The sequence below is a fragment of the Virgifigura deserti genome (assembly GCA_003576685.1).
GTDB classification, from domain to species: domain Bacteria; phylum Pseudomonadota; class Alphaproteobacteria; order Dongiales; family Dongiaceae; genus Virgifigura; species Virgifigura deserti.
In genome coordinates this window covers 108,453-126,582 of sequence record QOZR01000003.1, presented here as the reverse complement: position 1 = coordinate 126,582, position 18,130 = coordinate 108,453, and the positions used below count along the sequence as shown (strand labels likewise).

Here is an 18,130-nt window from a genome sequence, read left to right as displayed (position 1 = left end):
GCATGACTCAGGTTTCCCTGAATTTCGACCGGGCGGAATATGACAGCCGTATCGCCCGAACCAGACAAGCGATGGAGCGTCAGGGGATCGATCTCCTGATCGTGACCGATCCGTCCAACATGGCCTGGCTGACGGGCTATGACGGCTGGTCTTTCTACGTCCATCAATGCGTTGTTCTGTCCACAGACGGTGACCCTCTCTGGTATGGCCGTGGGCAGGACGCGAACGGGGCGAAGCGCACCGTCTTCATGGACCACGACCATATCATCGGCTATCCGGACAATTACGTTCAGTCCACGGAACGGCATCCGATGGACTATCTCTCCGGGATCATCGCGCAGAAGGGCTGGGACCGATCGGCGATCGGCGTCGAGATGGACAACTACTATTTCAGCGCCGCTTGCCTGGAGTCGCTGAAGTCGCATCTGCCGAATGCGCGCTTCAAGGACGCCACCGCGCTGGTGAATTGGCAACGGGCCGTCAAGTCGGCGGAAGAGATCGCCTATATGCGGCGCGCCGCCCGCATCGTCGAGGCGATGCATGCCCGGATCTTCGAGTTGGTCGAACCCGGGCTGCGCAAGAACGATCTCGTGGCGGAGATCTACCGGACCGGCGTTCGCGGCGTCGACGGCTATGGCGGGGATTATCCGGCCATCGTGCCGCTTCTGCCGTCGGGGATCGACGCCTCCGCTCCGCATCTGACCTGGGACGATCGGCCCTTCAAGGCGGGCGAGGGCACGTTCTTCGAGATCGCCGGCTGCTACAAGCGCTATCACTGCCCGCTGTCGCGGACGATCTATCTCGGAAAGCCGCCGCAGAAGTTCCTCGACACCGAGAAGGCGGTGCTGGAGGGAATCGAGGCGGCGCTGGAAGCCGCCAAGCCCGGCAATGCCTGCGAGGACGTCGAGGCGGCGTGGCGGCGGACGATCGCGCGTTATGGCCTCGAGAAGGAGAGCCGCTGCGGCTATCCCATCGGGCTCAGCTACCCGCCGGACTGGGGCGAGCGGACCATGAGCCTGCGGCCGGGCGACAAGACCGAGCTTAAGGAGGGCATGTGCTTCCACCTGATCCCGGCGATCTGGCAGGACGATTGGGGGCTGGAGATCACGGAGAGCTTCCGGGTCACGGCGTATGGGGCGGAGACCTTCTGCGCCTATCCGCGGAAGCTGCTCGTAAAGGACTGATCCGATGCTGGTGCACATCAATGCGGATCTGCCGCTCCGGCCGTCGCCGATTTCGCCGACGGTCGATTACGACCGCGACGGGGTCCAGCACGGCTTTCTGAAGCTGCCCTATTCCCGTGACGACTCCGCCTGGGGCGCGGTGATGATTCCGATCACCGTCGTCAAGCGCGGCGAGGGGCCGACCGCCATCCTGACGGGCGGCAACCATGGCGACGAGTACGAAGGGCCGATCGCGTTGCTGAAGCTGGCGAACAGCCTGGCGGCGGAAGACGTGACAGGCCGGGTCATCATCGTCCCCGCCATGAACTACCCAGCCTTCCGGGCCGGGCGGCGAACCTCGCCGATCGACCACGGCAACTTGAACCGGGCCTTTCCGGGCAAGCCGGACGGGACGGTGACGGAGAAGATCGCCGACTATTTCCAGCGCTATCTGTTGCCCATGACGGACTATGTGCTCGATGTCCATGCCGGCGGCAGGACGCTGGACTTCCTGCCCTTCGCCGCGGCCCATATCTTGCCGGATGCGGAGCAGCAGGCTCGCTGTGTCGCGGCGATGGCCGCCTTCTCGGCCCCCTACAGCATGATGCTGCTCGAGATCGACGCCGTCGGGATGTACGACACGGCGGCCGAGGCGATGGGTAAGGTCTTCGTCTCGACCGAGCTCGGCGGCGGCGGAACCGCGACCGCGCGCAGCGTCGCGATCGCCGACCGGGGCATCCGGAATTTCCTGAAGCATGCCGGCATTCTCGCTGGCGCACCGGAGCTGGGACCGAGCATTCGGCTCGATATGCCGTCCGGCGACTGCTACCTGACCTGCGAGGACGACGGCCTGCTGGAGATGTGCGTCGATCTCGGCGCGACCGTCCAGAAGGGGGAGGTGGTGGCGCGTGTCCACAGGATGGACCGGACAGGCGCGCCGCCCCGCGAATATCGCGCCAAGTTCGGCGGCCTCCTGGCCGCCCGGCATTTCCCCGGCGTAGTCCAGAGCGGCGACTGCCTTGCCGTCATCGCGGTGCCGCAGGAATAACAGTTCGAAGCTAAGCAGCATAGGAGCCGACATGCCCCAGCTGGCAGGAGCCGGGGCATGTCGGCGCGTGGTTGTCGTTGGCGTTGTTCTGCCGCTGCACAGTTGGTGCCCGGCTCCAGGACTATTGCCGATTTTCCGCTTTTTCAGTTTCGGCGGTCGATGTCCGCCTGAACCTGATCAAGAAGGTCGTGCGCTTCGTCGCTGCCCTGCGCCGCGGCCCTCTTGTACCAAAACTGTGCCTTGTCGAGATCGCGCTCGAAGCCGTTTCCCAGGTGATACGCGACGCCGAGAGCAAGCTGCGAGTCCATGCGGCCGAGCTCCGCCGTTTCCTGAAGCCAGGCCTTAGCCTCATCGAGCGGGCGGCCCATTAAGTCGCCCGCAATTACCGGCTGGTAGTCCGGTGGAAGTGTCAGCCGCTGCATGTAATTGTCGAGCAGGCGCTCATAAGCCACCTCCGATCCGTTTGCCGCCGCCTGCCTGAACCACGCGTAGGCCTTGTCGAGGTCCGGCGTTGAGTGATAGCGCGGCGTGGCATATCCCTGCTCGTACATGCGGCCGAGCACATACTGCGCGTCTGCGTGACCATCTTCGGCGAGGCACTCGATCCAGCCGCGAACCTGCGTAATGTCGATGTCGTCGACAGACTGATAGGGTTGCTCGAACAGATGCGCCGCGATCGAGAAGAGGTTGTCCTTGGTGGATTCGAAACCCCGCTCGACGAGCGCGGCAACCCGTTCCGCAGATTGCGCGTGGAGCCGCCTGGCCTTCGCCGTGTCCCGGGGAACGCCGATTCCTTCCTCGTAGAGGAAGGCGAGCAGCTCCAGGCCGTGCTCATTGCCTTGGCCTGCCGACTTCTCGGCCCAATGCTTCGCTTTTTCGAGGTCCAGGCTGATGCCGTCCCCCTGGAGGTAGGCGAACGCGAGCAGCGCTTGGCTGTACCCATTCCCCTGCTCGGCCGAAGGTCGCAGCAGGGCCACCGCCTTCTTAGCATTTTGCGGAACTCCCTCACCATACCAGTGCCTCGCGCCAAGCGCACTTTGCGCACCCGCATAGCCCGAAGCCGCGGCCTCGTTCAGAAGCTCCATCGCTTCATCGGCATGCCCCGCCTTGTCATAAGCCCTCGATAGCTGAAGCTGGAAGCGCGGGCTGCCAGGATACATGTCCAGGGCTTCCCGGCACGCGGCCATCGCACTCTCGGCATCGATTCGGTCGAACGGCACGGGCTCGGCGACATGCGCGTCATCCCGAGGATATGCCGCTTGCCTGTCGCACTCATGCGGGGGCGGGCCATTTTCGGCCGCGCTGGCGTTGACTGAGCAGTCGAAGGCGAATGCCGTGCCCATCAGAGCTATCGCGCCCAGCCATGTCGAAGCCGGAGTTGCCCTGCATGGCATCGACGAGGGCCGCATCACTGACACAGGCGATTTCGGGCAGGCGCCCAGCCGGATGCCGTCGACCGGCCCGGGAACTCGATATCAGCCCCTTCTCCGGAAAGCATCCTCGACAAACGAGCCCCCTGGGAATCGCGGAAATCAGCGATCGTTCGGGAATCGTTCTATCATTTTCTACAGGAAAGGCAAACACCCCTGCAGCGGGAAGCCGGAACATCCTCCGTTCAGAGACAGAGTCGCCCCTCTCGTTCATCAGCCGGGAACATCAATTCCTTCTCGGAACCGCGACCAGCCTCGCCCGTTGTATCCGATAGGAGTGGCGAGGCTCGTTCCGCTTCCTGGTCCGTCCTACTCAAGTAGAGGGATTTCAACATGGCAGACACGGCCGCCGATATTCTCATAGACACCATTCACGACTGGGGCATCGACGTCATCTTCGGTCTGCCCGGCGACGGCATCAACGGCATCATGGAGGCGCTGCGAACGCGCCAGGACAGGATCCGGTTCGTGCAGGTCCGGCACGAGGAATCGGCCGCCTTCATGGCTTGCGCCTATGCGAAGTGGACCGGCAAGCTCGGCTGCTGCCTGGCCACCTCTGGCCCCGGCGGCATCCATCTCCTGAACGGCCTTTATGATGCGAAACTCGACGGCGTGCCGGTGCTTGCGATCACCGGCATGCAGTTTCATGACCTGCTGCATACCTATACGCAGCAGGATGTCGAGCTCGACAAGCTCTTCATGGACGTCGCGGTTTATAACACGCGGGTCATGGGAGCAGCGCATATGCAGAACTCGGCTGATCTTGCCTGCCGAACCGCACTGGCCTATCGCGGCGTTGCGCATCTGACGATCCCTGTCGATCTGCAGGAGGAACCGTTCGAGCGGTCGGAGACGTCGAAGCGCAACATCCCCGGGCACACGTCGGATGTCTTTTCCCGCAGTGCTGGACTGCCCGACGAAGCGGATCTGCGCCGGGCGGCCGAACTTCTGAACGCCGGCAAGAAGGTTACGATCCTGGCCGGGCGCGGCGCCATAGGCACGGCGGAGGAGTTGGAGCGGGTTGCCGAAACTCTGGGCGCGCCGATCGGCAAGGCGCTGCTCGGCAAGATGAGCGTTCCGGACGACAGCCCCTACACCACGGGCTCGGTCGGTCTGCTCGGCACCGCGCCGTCGCAGGACGCCCTCGAAGACTGCGACACCCTGCTGATCGTCGGCAGCAGCTTCCCCTACATCGAATATTACCCGAAGCCGGGGCAGGCCCGGTGCGTGCAGATCGACGTCGATCCGCAGCGGATCGGCCTCCGCTACCCGGTTGAGGTCGGCCTCGTCGGCGATTCGAAACGCACGCTCCAGGTGCTCTTGCCGCTGCTGCGCCGGAACGAGGATCGTCAATTCCTGCAGAAGGCCCAGGGCGGAATGGAGAAATGGTGGGCGCTGATGGAGGAGCGCGGCACCCGCCAGGATAAACCCATGAAGCCGCAGGTCGTGGCCTGGGAGCTAGGCAAACGGCTGCGGGACGATGCCATCTTCACCTCGGATTCGGGCACGATCGCGACGTGGTATGCACGACAGATGCGCGTGCGGCGCGGCCAGATGTGTAGCCTGTCGGGCAATTTGGCGACGATGGCGAACGGCTTTCCCTATGCCATCGCGGCGCAGGTCGCCTATCCCGACCGTCAAGTCGTCGCTTTCGTCGGCGACGGCGGCTTCACCATGCTGATGGGCGAGTTCGCCACCTGCGTGAAGTACGGGCTGCCGGTGAAGGTGGTCGTCATCAAAAACAATTCACTCGGCCAGATCAAATGGGAGCAGATGGTGTTTCTCGGCAATCCGGAGTTCGGCTGCGAGCTGCAACCAATCGACTTCGCCGCCATTGCCCGCGCCTGCGGCGGCAAGGGCTACACCATCGACGACCCCGGCAAATGCGGCGAGACGCTCGAACAGGCGCTGAACGAGCCGGGACCGGTCCTGATCGAGGCGGTCGTCGATCCGCACGAACCGCCCATGCCGCCCAGGGTCAGCTTGGAGCAGGCGAGGCACTTCGCGGAGTCGCTGGCCAGAGGCACGCCCCATGCCGGCCGGATCGCCTTGACGACGTTGTCCGACCGGGTCCGCGAGCTGATCTGACTCTCATCCGGAGGAGCAGCGCGTGATCGACAGGCTGCGTGTTTCCGCCTTCGTCGTGCCGACCGACTTTCCCGAAGCCGACGGCACCTTGGAGTGGAACGAGACAACCATCGTCGTCGTGAGGGTCGATGGCGACGGGCAGCAAGGGCTTGGCTACAGCTATGCGGACCAGGCGGTGGCGCGGCTGATCGAGGGAAGGCTGGCCGACCTCGTCATCGGCATGGACCCCATGGCGGTCCCGCGCGCGTGGGACGCGATGGTCCGCTCGGTGCGCAATCTGGGTCGGGCCGGCCTTTGCGCCGCCGGGATTGCCGCCGTCGATTGCGCCCTCTGGGATCTGAAGGCAAGGCTGCTCGACCTGCCGCTGGCGACGCTGCTGGGATCTGTGCGCGATGCGGTGCCGGTCTATGGCAGCGGCGGTTTCACCTCCTACCCGCTCGATCGCCTCACCGACCAGCTTGGCGGCTGGGTGGAGCGTGGCATTCCGCGGGTGAAGATGAAGGTCGGCCAGGAGCCGGATCAGGATGTCGAACGTGTCCGGGTCGCCCGTCAGGCGATCGGTGACGCCGCGTCGCTGTTCGTCGACGCCAACGGCGCCTATGACCGCAAGCAGGCTCTGGCCCAGGCCGAGGCGTTCGCCGAGTACGGCGTCAGCTGGTTCGAGGAGCCGGTGTCCTCGGACGATCTGGACGGGCTGAGATTGCTGCGCGACCGAGCGCCGGCCGGCATGGATATCGCCGCCGGCGAATATGGCTACGAGCTTGGCTATTTTCTCCGGATACTGGCGGCGGGTGGGGTGGACGTTCTGCAGGCGGACGCGACGCGCTGCTGCGGCATTACCGGCTTCCTTCGGACCGGCGTGCTGACGCAGGCGTTCGGGCTGCCGCTCTCGGCGCATACCGCGCCGTCGCTGCATCTGCATCCCTGCTGCGTCCTGCCGACGGTGCGCCACATCGAATATTTCTACGACCACGCTCGCATCGAGGGGATGTTCTTCGACGGTGCACCGATTCCGGAAGCGGGAGTCCTCCGGCTGGACCTATCGCGCCCTGGCCTGGGTCTCGAGCTGCGCGAAGCGGAGGCCGCACGTTATGCCGCCTGACGAGGCCCGCCAATTCAAGGATGTGTCCTTTTCCGGCAGCGCAGCCAAGGCTCTCGCCACAACGCTGCTGGGCAGGATTTCCGGAGAGGTGCGGTTCGACGACGGCAGCCGGGCGCTCTATGCCACGGACGCCTCGAACTACCGGCAGGTGCCGATCGGCGTCGTCATCCCGAAGACGGTGGAGGATGTGGTGGCGACCGTCGCGGCCTGCCGTGAACATGGCGCCCCGATTCTGGCGCGGGGCGGCGGCACCAGTTTGGCGGGGCAGTGCTGCAACACTGCGGTCGTGCTGGACATGTCGAAATATCTCAACCGCATCCTCGACATCGATACGGCCGCGAAACGCGCACGGGTGCAGCCCGGCTGTGTCCTCGATCACCTCCGCGCCCGCGCCGAGGAACACCGCCTGACCTTCGGGCCCGACCCGGCCACCCACGACCACAATACCCTGGGCGGCATGATCGGCAACAACTCCTGCGGCGTGCATTCCGTCACGGCGGGCCGGACGGCCGACAATGTCGAGGAGCTCGAGATCCTGACCTATGACGGGCTGCGGCTTCGGGTCGGGCCGACCAGCGACGCGGAACTCGACCAGATCATCCGCGAGGGCGGGCGTCGCGGTCAGATCTACAAGGGACTGAAGGACCTTCGCGACAAATACGCCGACCAGATTCGGTCGCGGTTTCCCGACATCCCGCGCCGGGTCTCCGGCCTCAACCTGCCGGCGCTGTTGCCGGAGAACGGCTTCAACGTCGCCCGCGCGTTGGTCGGCAGCGAGAGCATCTGCGTGCTGGTACTGGAGGCCGGTCTGCGCCTCGTCCATAGCCCGCCCGGACGGGCCCTACTGATTCTCGGTTACCCGGATGTCTTTACGGCCGGGGACCATGTGCCGCAGATCCTCGAGCACAAGCCGATCGGTCTCGAGGCGATCGACGATCGGCTTCTCCACTACATGCACGAGAAGGGCTTGCACGACGAGGATGTCGAGTTGCTGCCGCCGGGCGGAGGCTGGCTCTATGTCGAAATCGGCGGCGAGGACGACGATGAGGCCGAGGCCAAGGGGCAAAGCCTCATGGAGGCGCTGAAGCGGAATGACGACGCGCCGAGTATGAAACTCTTCCTGGACAAGCGCCAGCAGGCAAAGCTCTGGGGAATCCGCGAATCCGGCTTGGGGGCCACCGCGCATGTCAAGGAGCTGCCCGATACGTGGCCGGGCTGGGAGGATGCTGCGGTGCCGCCGGACAAAGTCGGGGCATATCTGCGGGACTTCCGGGCGCTGCTCGACCGCTATGACTATAACTGCTCGCTCTATGGTCACTTCGGTGATGGCTGCATCCACTGCCGGATCAACTTCGATCTCCGCACCCAGCAGGGCATCGATAGGTTTCGTGCTTTCCTGGACGATGCCGCGGATCTGGTGCTGAAATATGGCGGCTCCTTCTCCGGCGAGCATGGCGACGGGCAGGCGAGAGCCGCGCTGCTGCCGAAGATGTTCGGCGCGGAGCTGATCGAGGCGTTCCGCGAGTTCAAGGCCATCTGGGATCCCGACTGGAAGATGAACCCGGGGAAGCTGGTCGATCCCTATCCCATCACCGCGAACCTGCGCGTCGCGGGCTATCATCCACGGGATCTCCAGACGACCTTCTCCTACCCGGAGGACCAGGGAAGCTTCGCGCATGCCGCGGAGCGCTGCGTCGGAGTCGGCAAATGCCGCCGCATGTCCGGCAATGTCATGTGCCCCAGCTACATGGTAACCGGGGAGGAGATGCACTCCACGCGCGGGCGCGCGCGCCTGCTGTTCGAGATGGTGCGGGGCGGGCCGCTCGACGAAGGGTGGCGCAGCGACGCCGTCCGCGAGGCCCTCGACCTGTGCCTCGCCTGCAAGGGCTGCAAGGGTGATTGTCCCGTCAATGTGGACATGGCGACCTACAAGGCGGAGTTCTTCTCCCACTACTACAAGGGGCGCTTGCGTCCGCGCACCGCCTATTCGATGGGCCTGATCTACTGGTGGTCGCGGGTGGCTTCACATATGCCGGGTTTTGCCAATGCCGTCTTGCAGGCGTCGCCGTTCAGCGGATTGGCAAAGGCAGCCGGGGGCATTGCGCCGCAACGACGGATGCCCCGCTTCGCCAGGCAGACGTTCAAGGAGTGGTATCGACAGCGCGGATCGCGCGGGAACGGCAGACGCCGGGTCATCCTGTGGCCGGACACCTTCAACAACCATTTTCACCCGGAGGTGGGGGCCGCCGCTGTGGAAGTCCTGGAGGCGGCGGGCTGCGAGGTCGTGCTGCCCGAACAGTCTCTCTGCTGCGGTCGACCTCTCTATGGCTGGGGCATGCTGGGGCTCGCGCAGAAAGAGCTGCGCAGGATCCTGGACGGGTTGGGGGGCGAGATCGACCAGGGCGTGCCCGTGATTGGGCTGGAGCCAGCCTGTCTCACCACTTTCAGGGACGAACTGCCCAACCTGTTTCCACGGGACGATCGGGCGAAGAGGCTGTGCGCGCAGAGCTTTATGCTCAGCGAGTTCCTCGAGCGGGAGGTCGGCTACGAGCCGCCGAAGCTCGAGCGGAAGGCGTTGGTGCATGCGCATTGCAACCAGCATTCTGTTCTCGGCATGGCTGACGAGAAGAGAATGCTTTCCAAGCTCGGCCTCGATTACGCGGTGCTGGAGTCCGGATGCTGCGGCATGGCGGGTTCATTCGGATTCGAAGCGGATCACTACGACGTTTCGATGAAGGCGGGAGAGCGCATGCTGCTTCCAGTGGTCCGTGCCGCCGACGGCGACTGCCTCGTCATCACCAACGGCTATAGCTGTCGCGAGCAGATCGACCAATGCACGGGGCGGCAGGCGCTCCATTCCGCCGAAGTGCTGCAGATGGCGCTTCGTCACGCCGGAGAGGGTCAGCCGCGGGAGAATCAGCGATGAAGGCGAAACAGATTGACGGCGGTACGCAACGAACCTTCGCCGTTGTCTTCGATACGGGCGATGAGGTGCTGGAGAACCTCGACACCTTCACCAAGGAGCAGGCGCTGAGTGCTGCGGCATTCACCGGCCTCGGCGCCTTCAGCGACGTCGTCCTTGGCTTCTTCGACTGGCAGAGGAAGGACTATAAGCGGATCCCGATCCAGGAGCAGGTGGAGGTGGTGAGTCTGGTCGGCAACATCGCCTTGAAAGGCGACGAGCCGAAACTGCATCCGCATGTCGTCGTCGCCAACTCGGAAGGGCGCGCATACGGCGGCCATCTGCTCGAAGCGCATGTTCGCCCGACGCTGGAAATCATCGTCACAGAATCTCCGGCGCATCTGCGGCGCCGGACCGATGAAAAGACCGGACTCGCGCTGATTCGTCTTTAGCTTGCCTCATTTCCATTAACCATGTGCCCGCCCGTGACCGGGGCGCGTCCTCCCTATTCTAAGAATGCGAATGACTCGCAAACTCGGTTGCGGTATGGTCGCGGTCTTAGGTGCCGGCGCTCGGGCTGCCGGACCGAGAAATCGATAGGAGAGGGGCAGAAAATCAATGGGATACAGGCTCTTGATGGCGGCAGCGACCGGCGCGTTCGCGGTTTCCGTCACGCTGGCGCAGGCGGCGCCCGACAAGCGGGCGATCATCGAAACCTATGCCGACATCGCGCAGGCCAAATATGAGGACTCCCTGATTCGTGCGAAGGCGCTGCAGCAGGCGGTGGACGCCCTGATCGCCGAGCCGACGGAACAGTCGCTTCAGGCGGCGCGCGAGGCCTGGCTGGCGGCCCGCGTGCCCTATCAGCAGACGGAAGTCTATCGCTTCGGCAACGCGATCGTCGACGACTGGGAGGGCAAGGTGAATGCCTGGCCGCTGGACGAGGGGCTGATCGACTATGTCGACGCCTCCTATGGTTCCGAGTCGGACCAGAACCAGCTCTATACGGCCAACGTCGTCGCCAACGAAGCCGTCAAATTCGGCGGCGAGGTCATCGACACGTCGGAGATCACGAAGGCGCTGCTCGCCGACACCCTCCAGGAAGTCGGCGGGGTCGAAGCCAACGTCGCCACCGGTTACCACGCCATCGAGTTCCTGCTCTGGGGCCAAGATCTGAACGGGACCGGCCCTGGCGCCGGCGCACGGTCGGCGAGCGATTTCGATCCGGCGAACTGCACCGGCGGAAGCTGCGAACGGCGTGCCGAATATCTCGCGGTCGCCACCGATCTCCTGATCGACGATCTGACCTGGATGGCCGAGCAATGGGCGTCCGGTGGCGCGGCGCGCGATGAGCTGCTGTCGGGCGACCCGGATGCCGGCTTGACCACGATCCTGACCGGCATGGGGAGCCTCTCCTACGGCGAGCTGGCCGGTGAGCGCATGCAGCTCGGCCTGATGCTGCACGATCCGGAGGAGGAGCATGACTGCTTCTCCGACAACACCCACTACTCGCACTACTACGATGCCGTCGGAATCCAGAATGTCTATTTGGGCGAGTACGAGCGGATCGACGGCAGCGAGGTCTCGGGGCCCAGCCTCTCCGATTTCGTCGCCGAAACCGCGCCTGATGTGGACGCCGAGATAAAGGCCAAGCTGGAAGCGACGCTTGCCGCCATGGAAGCCATTGTCGAGCGGGCCGAGGGCGGCGAGGCCTATGACCAGATGATCGGCCCGGACAATCCGAAGGGCAACGCCGTCGTCCAGGCGGCGATCGACGCGCTGACCAACCAGACCAAGAGCATCGAGCGCGTGGTCGCCACGCTCGAACTGCAACCGATCGCGTTCGAAGGCTCCGACAGCCTGGACAACCCGGCTGCGGTGTTCGAGTAAGCCGCTGTGGGGCGCGGGGGCAGCGGGCAGGGTCCGTTGCTCCCGCCTCCCGCCAGCGCGGCCGGACAATCTACCGATGTGGAAACTGCTTCCCCTCATATCCTTCGCCCTGGTGTCGGTGCTCGGGACCGTGCTTGCCGGCCAGGACAAGGCGGTGGACGAGGCGGCGCGAATCGCTGCCGTTACCCAGCCGACAGACGATTTCTCCCGATCCGAGCCGTACGAGCTTCGTCCCGGCGGGGCGGCGACCTCGTTCGAAACGGTCAATCGGGACGCCTTCTCCCATGCGTCCGCCAATATGAGCTTCGAGCGTGAGCTCGACTTCAAGGTTGGCAACGGCATTTTTCGGAAGATCTGGGTGTCGGCGCCGGCATCGACGGCATCGTCCGATGGGCTGGGGCCGTTGTTCAACGCGCGGGCCTGCCAGAGCTGCCATCTCAAGGACGGGCGCGGCCATCCGCCGGCGACCAGCGAGGACGCCGGGGGCTCAATGCTGCTGCGGCTCAGCGTCCCGCCGCAGGACGATGCGCAGCGCGAGGCTCTCGCAAGCCTTCGGCAATCCGTCATTCCGGAGCCGACCTACGGCACCCAGCTTCAGGATCTTTCGATTCAGGGGCATCTCGCCGAAGGCCGCCTGCGGATCGAGTATGAGGAGATCCCGGTCGAGCTGGCCGACGGCACGGTCGTGCATCTCCGCAACCCGACCTATCGCGTCACGGATCTCAATTACGGCCCGATGAATCCGGAGGTGATGCTCTCTGCCCGGATCGCTCCCCCGATGATCGGGCTCGGTCTTCTGGAAATGATTGACGAGTCCGATATCCTGGCAGGGGCCGACCCCGACGACGCAAACGGCGACGGCATCTCCGGAAAGCCCAACCGGGTTTGGAGCGAAGCGCATGGCGAGGTGAGGCTGGGCCGCTTCGGCTGGAAGGCCGGCGAGCCGACAATCCGGCAGCAGACCGCCCACGCCTTTGCTGGGGACATCGGCCTCTCATCGGACCTTACACCGACGCCGGCCGGCGATTGCACCGACCGGCAACCCGATTGCCTTGCGGCGCCGAACGGGGTGGATCCGCAATATGGCGATCTGGAAGTGGCCCCGGAGATGATGGACCTTGTGGTCTTCTATTCCCGGAACCTGGCGGTCCCGGCGCGCCGCGATCTCGACGATCCGGATATCCTCGCCGGCAAGCGGCTGTTCTATGAGAGCGGTTGCATTACCTGCCATCGGCCGAAATATGTGACGCGTCGTGACGAGGCCCACCCGGAGCAGTCGTTCCAGCTTATCTGGCCCTACACGGATCTCCTGCTGCATGACATGGGCGAAGGGCTGGCGGACGGCCGGCCCGACGGCAACGCGACCGGGCGCGAGTGGCGCACGCCGCCGCTTTGGGGCATCGGGCTGACCGAAGTGGTGAACGGCCACACCTTGTTCCTGCATGACGGCCGCGCCCGGAATCTTCTGGAAGCGATTCTGTGGCATGGCGGCGAGGCGGAGGCCGCCAGGAAGCGCATCGTGGAGATGACCGAGGCGCAGCGGGATGCGCTTATCGCCTTCCTCAACTCGCTCTGAACCGGGATCGCCATGTCTAATCTCTCGTCTCCCAGACTTGCTCGTCGCGGCCTGCTCCAGTTCGGCATCGGAGCGATGGTGGCGGTCACCGGCTGCCTTGCCGCATTCTCGGCACTGGCCGATGACCGCGAGTCGGATTACCGCCGCCTCAATGTCGCGCTAGTCGCCCATCACGTGATTCCCCGATACGAGCGGCTAGCTGATGTCACCGACCAGCTTGCCGTCACTGCCGGTGAGGTCTGTGCCGCAACCGATCAGCCGGGCATCGACGCTCTGCAGGCCGGTTATCATGAGAGCCTGGATGCCTGGATGGGTGTTCAGCATATCCGGTTCGGGCCGATCGAGCTCTTCCTGCGATCATCGCGCTTTGCCTTCTGGCCCGATCCGCGCAACACCGCCGGCAAGCAACTGGGCGAACTGATCGCTGCCCGCGACCGGTCGGCGATCATCCACCAAGCCTTCATCCGCGGCAGCGTGGCCGTGCAGGGCTTTCCTGCGCTCGAGCGATTGCTGTTCGGCGACGGCGCGGTCGACGCGCTGCTCGCCTCGGGCGAGGAGGCCGTCTATCGCTGCGACCTGATCGCCGCGATCGCCGAGAACTTGAAGACGATGGCGGCGGATATCGTTCGCGACTGGCGCGGTGGCGATGTCGCCTATGCCGAAATTGTCGGACATCCCGGAGAGGAGAATCCCTACTATCACAACGGCAAGGAAGCGACTCTGGATCTATTTCAGAGCTTGCATGCCGGCATGGAGATCGTCGCCGACCGGAAGCTGGCGCCCCCGCTCGGCGAGTCAGCGGAGGATGCGAGGCCGCGTCTTGCCGAATCTTGGCGCAGCGAGCGGTCGTTGCGGAATATCCGCCTCAATCTAGTTGCGGCGCAGCAGCTCTATCTCGGCGAGGGCGGCTTCGGGTTCAGCGCCTTCCTGCGCGAGGTCGCCGGCGATCCGGAACTCGACGATCTCCTGCGCCGCGCGTTCGACCAGACGCTCGCCACGGCGCGAGGAATAGACGTGCCTTTGGATGTCGCCATCACCGATCCGGCCCAACGGCCCGCGGTCGAGCGTCTGGCCATTGAGACGAAGGCCCTGAAGCAGCTTATCGGCGACCGGCTCGCCGCAGCGATCGACATTCCGATGGGCTTCAACTCCCTTGATGGTGATTGAGAAGGGTAGGTGCCGCTATGGATCGAAGAGCCTTTCTTTCGGGACTCGCGGTCGGGGCGCTGCTTCCGCATGCGGCGGCCCAAGCGGAGAAACTGGCGGAAAAACCGGCAGAAGAGTCTGTGGAGAGGCTCTTTCTCAGCGCGAAGGCGGATGCGTCCGATCGCTTCTTCGTCAGCGGTTTCGATTCGGCGGGCAATGAAGCCTTCGCGCTTCCCTTGCCGACGCGAGGTCACGCCGTCGCTCCGCATCCGCGCAAGGCCGAGGCGGTGATTTTCGCACGCCGGCCCGGCAGATTCGCGCTCGCGATCGACCTGACCGCCGGTGAGGTTCTTGCGCGGATCGACAGTGCTTCGGGCCGGCACTTCTACGGTCATGGGGTCTTCTCGGCGGACGGCGCCCTGCTCTTCGCGACCGAGAATGATTACGCTGCCGGGCAGGGGGTGATCGGGCTCTATGACGCCCGCGACAGCTATCGACGCATCGGCGAGTACCGGTCTCATGGTGTCGGGCCGCACGACATCCGCCTTCTGGGCGACGGCACCACGCTCGTGGTTGCCAATGGCGGTATCCTCACTCATCCGGACGCCCCCCGCGCGAAGCTCAACCTCGCCACCATGGCGCCCTCGCTTGCCTATCTCGATGCGCGCACGGGCAGCCCGCTCGCCGAGGCTCGGTTGCCTCGCGAGATGCACCAGCTCAGCATCCGCCACCTTGCTGTCGGTCGGAACGATGCCGTGGCCATCGCCATGCAGTATCAGGGTCCCTCCGGCGATCTGGTTCCGCTGGTCGGAGTGCATCGCGGAGCGGGCAAGATCGAGTTGCTTGCGGCACCTTCCGATGTGACGCGCGAGATGCGGAACTACTGCGGGAGCGCAGCGGTCGATTCCAGCGGTGCCGTTCTCGGTGTCTCGGCGCCGAGGGGAGGGCTGGCCGTGTTCTGGGATCTCGCCTCCGGCCGGCTGCTCAGCACCGCCGAGATTTCCGATGGCTGCGGCATCGCGCCGGGACCGGCTCCCGCCACCTTCGTCGTCACCAGCGGGCTCGGCGGCGCGTTCCTCGTCGACCCGCACACCGGCGAGAGGCGGGTCACCGCACCGCACCTCGATCCGGGAGACCATTGGGACAATCACCTCTTCCTTGCCAGCTTGGCTGGATGACGGGAGGCGATCGGCTGACAATCCTTGGTCCAACGCGGAACTCGTTCGGGCGTCCGGTGTTGTGGCGATCAAGTGCACGCACCGGGTAAACCCTGAAAGAACGAGACGCGTTGACGTCGCGAAGGAGGGGCCGAGATGCCTTTCATCATGAACAGTCCGGCGTTCGAGGACGGTTCGGCAATCCCGACCAACTACACCTGCGACGGGGAAAACATCTCGCCGCCCCTGGAATGGTCGGGCGCCCCGGCGGAGACCCGTAGCTTCGTACTGATTCTCGAGGATCCCGACGCGCCCTCAGGCATGTTCCGGCATTGGGCCGTCTATAACATCGCGGGCGGACGGACGCTCTTACCCGAGGGCGTGGGGGCGGGGGTGAAGACGGAGAGCCTGGGTTACGGGATCAACGATTTCGGCGATCCGCATTATGGCGGGCCCTGTCCACCGAAGGGTCACGGCACGCATCATTACCATTTCCGGCTGGCGGCTCTGAAGGTGGAGACATTAACGGTGCCGAACGCGCCGAAGGTGACCGACGTTTGGGACGCCGCACAGCCCCATATCATCGATCAGGCAGAACTTGTCGGTACCTATTCCCGCTGACGTCGGGGATGCGCGTCAGACCCAGTAGCGCGGGCGATCGTAATAGCGGTGAAGGCGCTCCTCATAGGCGCGGTCGATGGTCATGGACGGGTCGTATTCCGGGCTGTCCTTGACCGCCTGGCGCGTAAGGTCGACCTGCAGCAGCCGGTCTTCCCAGTTCACTTCCCTGATCCATTGCGGTGAGATCAGGACCTTTCGGCCGGGCCACCAGTTCCTCGTATCGACGATCGCATAGCGGACGATCCAGTTCTCGTCGTCGACGAGAACATCCTCGACATGACCGATCTCACCGTCGGTCGCGTGGATGCGGTAGCCCGCGATCTCCTTTGCGCTGTGCAGATGCGGATCGCCGCTCGGCTCGGGGGCGTCGTAGCTGCGACCGATGCCGGGGACGGCGACGCCGGCGGGCGGTGTCGCACCGCCCGTCATGCCCGCGGGCGGCACGTATCCGGCCGCCCAATAGGGCGCCCAGCCGTAATGACCGAACAGGTCGAACTCCGTCTGACGCGACACGGGTCGATCGGTGTCGACGTCGGGGCTGTCCTTGATCTGCTGTCGGGTTAGTTCGACGGGAAAATGCTGCAATCCGGTAGCCGCGCGGCCGAAGCAGGAGGGCGGCAACAGCACCTTGCGACCGGAAAGCCAGGTTCCGGTATCTATCACCGCCCAGCGTATCGCCCAGCTCTCGTCCTCGAACAGCAGATCGTCGATGCTGCCGATCGACCCGTCGGTCGTCAGGATTCCATAGCCTGTCATCTCGGATGCCCACCACAGCATGCGTTTCGCCTTGCCCCGTTACGGCCGATACTCACAGAACGGGCGAAAGGGGGGCGGGGTTCCAGCCGAACGATTCCGGCCGAGTCAGGCAACGATCGCGGCAATTCGGTGTTCTGTCCGATATCCGTCCCACATCCCCATTGGGCGGGGTCGGACCGTCAGCCGAATTTGATCGAGGCCATTTGACCGATGACGCATGACGAGACGCAGACCAGAAAGACCGATGGGACGCGCGTTGATCCGCCCGATCAGACTGCCCCCACTTATTCAGGTGAGCGAGCCAGGCAGGGCCGCATCGTGCTCAACACGCCGCGCCGCCGGGCCATCTTCATCGCCGGGCTGGTTGGCTTCGTGCTGCTCGCTCTGATTTCGGCCACCGTCTGGTGACGTTCGGGCCGATGAAAACTACCGCGTCGAGGTGACGGCTCAGCTTACGAGTATGACTCTTGGTGCGATCGCGACAGTGCATGTTGCCTATACAGCATATCTGCAGATAATCGGAACAATATGTCCTAGAGCCGGAGCGCCGCTAGCGAGAGCACGATCATGGACTTCATCTTCATGTTGACGCGCCATGATCGGACGGTAGAGGACTGCATCGAGCTCATGGACCTTATCGAGCCGCTGAAGCTTCGGCATATCGGGTTCAAGGATATCGGTGTCGACGTCGATACGCTGCGGCAGCTCAATCGGCGGATCAAGGCGTCCGGCGCGGCCAGCTATATGGAAGTCGTAAGTGAGAGTTCCGAAGCCTGCCTGCGCTCGGCGCGGACGGCGGCCGAGATCGGCGTCGACCGGCTGCTGGGGGGAACCGATGCGGGTCCGGTGCTGGATGTCATGGCCGGGAGCGGCACCGAATACTATCCGTTCCCCGGCCTGCCGACCGGCCATCCGACGCGCCTTGGCGGGACGCCGGCGGTCGTCGCCGAGCATTGCCGGCGCTTCCTCGCGGTCGGCTGCCGCGGCGTCGACCTTCTAGCGTTCCGGGCGACCGAAGCCGATCCGCTCGACCTGATCCGCGCCGCCCGCGCCGCCCTCGGCGATGCGCCGCTGATCGTCGCCGGCAGCGTGAACTCGACCGCGCGCATCCGCGAGATCGCCGTCGCGGGCGCCGATGCCTTCACGATAGGCACGGCGGTCTTCGACGGCTCCTTCTCGCCGCGCAAGGGATGCATTCAGTCGCAGCTCAAGGACGTGCTCGACGCCTGCGCATGAGCGGATCACTCTCGC

15 protein-coding genes are annotated in these 18,130 nt (G+C 64.7%); 13 read left to right on the top strand and 2 right to left on the bottom strand.

Going from position 1 to position 18,130, the window contains the following annotated elements:
• Nucleotides 1–2: 2 nt before the first annotated feature.
• Together doeA and doeB are read left to right on the top strand one after the other, a co-directional pair.
• Entirely contained in the window at nt 3–1,184 is a 1,182-nt protein-coding gene (gene doeA, locus DT069_RS06190) for an ectoine hydrolase DoeA (RefSeq protein WP_119459426.1), read from the top strand.
• 4 nt (nt 1,185–1,188) lie between these two features.
• A complete protein-coding gene (gene doeB / locus DT069_RS06185) occupies nt 1,189–2,211 on the top strand; it encodes a N(2)-acetyl-L-2,4-diaminobutanoate deacetylase DoeB (protein WP_119459425.1) in 1,023 nt (340 codons plus the stop codon).
• A 143-nt stretch (nt 2,212–2,354) separates the two neighbouring features.
• Here doeB and DT069_RS06180 read toward each other — a convergent pair whose 3' ends face one another.
• Complete coding sequence (locus tag DT069_RS06180; RefSeq protein ID WP_119459424.1) at nt 2,355–3,620, bottom strand: tetratricopeptide repeat protein; 1,266 nt, start codon at nt 3,618–3,620, stop codon at nt 2,355–2,357.
• A 354-nt stretch (nt 3,621–3,974) separates the two neighbouring features.
• On the opposite strand from DT069_RS06180, the gene DT069_RS06175 reads away from it, so the two are divergent.
• The 9 genes from DT069_RS06175 to DT069_RS06135 all read left to right on the top strand — a co-directional run bounded on the left by DT069_RS06175 (nt 3,975) and on the right by DT069_RS06135 (nt 16,123).
• Nucleotides 3,975–5,729 carry a thiamine pyrophosphate-dependent enzyme gene (locus tag DT069_RS06175; protein WP_119459423.1) on the top strand — a complete coding sequence of 585 codons (1,755 nt, stop codon included), beginning with the start codon at nt 3,975–3,977 and terminating at the stop codon, nt 5,727–5,729.
• 22 nt (nt 5,730–5,751) lie between these two features.
• Nucleotides 5,752–6,831 (top strand): enolase C-terminal domain-like protein, encoded by a 1,080-nt coding sequence (locus DT069_RS06170; RefSeq protein WP_119459422.1) that lies wholly within the window; start codon nt 5,752–5,754, stop codon nt 6,829–6,831.
• Nucleotides 6,821–9,757: an FAD-binding and (Fe-S)-binding domain-containing protein gene (locus tag DT069_RS06165; RefSeq protein WP_119459421.1), complete on the top strand. Its 2,937-nt coding sequence runs from the start codon at nt 6,821–6,823 to the stop codon at nt 9,755–9,757. Before DT069_RS06170 ends, DT069_RS06165 begins: the two co-directional genes overlap by 11 nt.
• Complete coding sequence (locus DT069_RS06160) at nt 9,754–10,185, top strand: PPC domain-containing DNA-binding protein (protein ID WP_119459420.1); 432 nt, start codon at nt 9,754–9,756, stop codon at nt 10,183–10,185. The genes DT069_RS06165 and DT069_RS06160 overlap by 4 nt, the downstream gene beginning before the upstream one ends.
• A gap of 184 nt (nt 10,186–10,369) precedes the next feature.
• Entirely contained in the window at nt 10,370–11,623 is a 1,254-nt protein-coding gene (locus DT069_RS06155; protein ID WP_425450044.1) for an imelysin family protein, read from the top strand.
• Between the two features lie 76 nt (nt 11,624–11,699).
• A complete protein-coding gene (locus DT069_RS06150; RefSeq protein ID WP_119459418.1) occupies nt 11,700–13,199 on the top strand; it encodes a di-heme oxidoreductase family protein in 1,500 nt (499 codons plus the stop codon).
• Nucleotides 13,200–13,211: 12 nt separating this feature from the next.
• A complete protein-coding gene (locus tag DT069_RS06145) occupies nt 13,212–14,366 on the top strand; it encodes an imelysin family protein (protein ID WP_119459417.1) in 1,155 nt (384 codons plus the stop codon).
• A 17-nt stretch (nt 14,367–14,383) separates the two neighbouring features.
• Nucleotides 14,384–15,523, top strand: a complete 1,140-nt coding sequence (locus DT069_RS06140) for a DUF1513 domain-containing protein (RefSeq protein ID WP_119459416.1) — start codon at nt 14,384–14,386, stop codon at nt 15,521–15,523.
• A 135-nt stretch (nt 15,524–15,658) separates the two neighbouring features.
• Nucleotides 15,659–16,123 (top strand): YbhB/YbcL family Raf kinase inhibitor-like protein, encoded by a 465-nt coding sequence (locus DT069_RS06135; protein ID WP_119459415.1) that lies wholly within the window; start codon nt 15,659–15,661, stop codon nt 16,121–16,123.
• A gap of 15 nt (nt 16,124–16,138) precedes the next feature.
• On the opposite strand, the gene DT069_RS06130 is transcribed toward DT069_RS06135, so the two are convergent.
• Nucleotides 16,139–16,900 carry a PRC-barrel domain-containing protein gene (locus tag DT069_RS06130; protein WP_425450043.1) on the bottom strand — a complete coding sequence of 254 codons (762 nt, stop codon included), beginning with the start codon at nt 16,898–16,900 and terminating at the stop codon, nt 16,139–16,141.
• Nucleotides 16,901–17,089: 189 nt separating this feature from the next.
• On the opposite strand from DT069_RS06130, the gene DT069_RS06125 reads away from it, so the two are divergent.
• Together DT069_RS06125 and DT069_RS06120 are read left to right on the top strand one after the other, a co-directional pair.
• Nucleotides 17,090–17,287, top strand: coding sequence for a hypothetical protein (locus DT069_RS06125; RefSeq protein ID WP_119459414.1), 198 nt, complete (start codon nt 17,090–17,092; stop codon nt 17,285–17,287).
• Nucleotides 17,288–17,446: 159 nt separating this feature from the next.
• Nucleotides 17,447–18,115, top strand: a complete 669-nt coding sequence (locus DT069_RS06120) for a hypothetical protein (protein WP_119459413.1) — start codon at nt 17,447–17,449, stop codon at nt 18,113–18,115.
• Nucleotides 18,116–18,130: the final 15 nt, after the last annotated feature.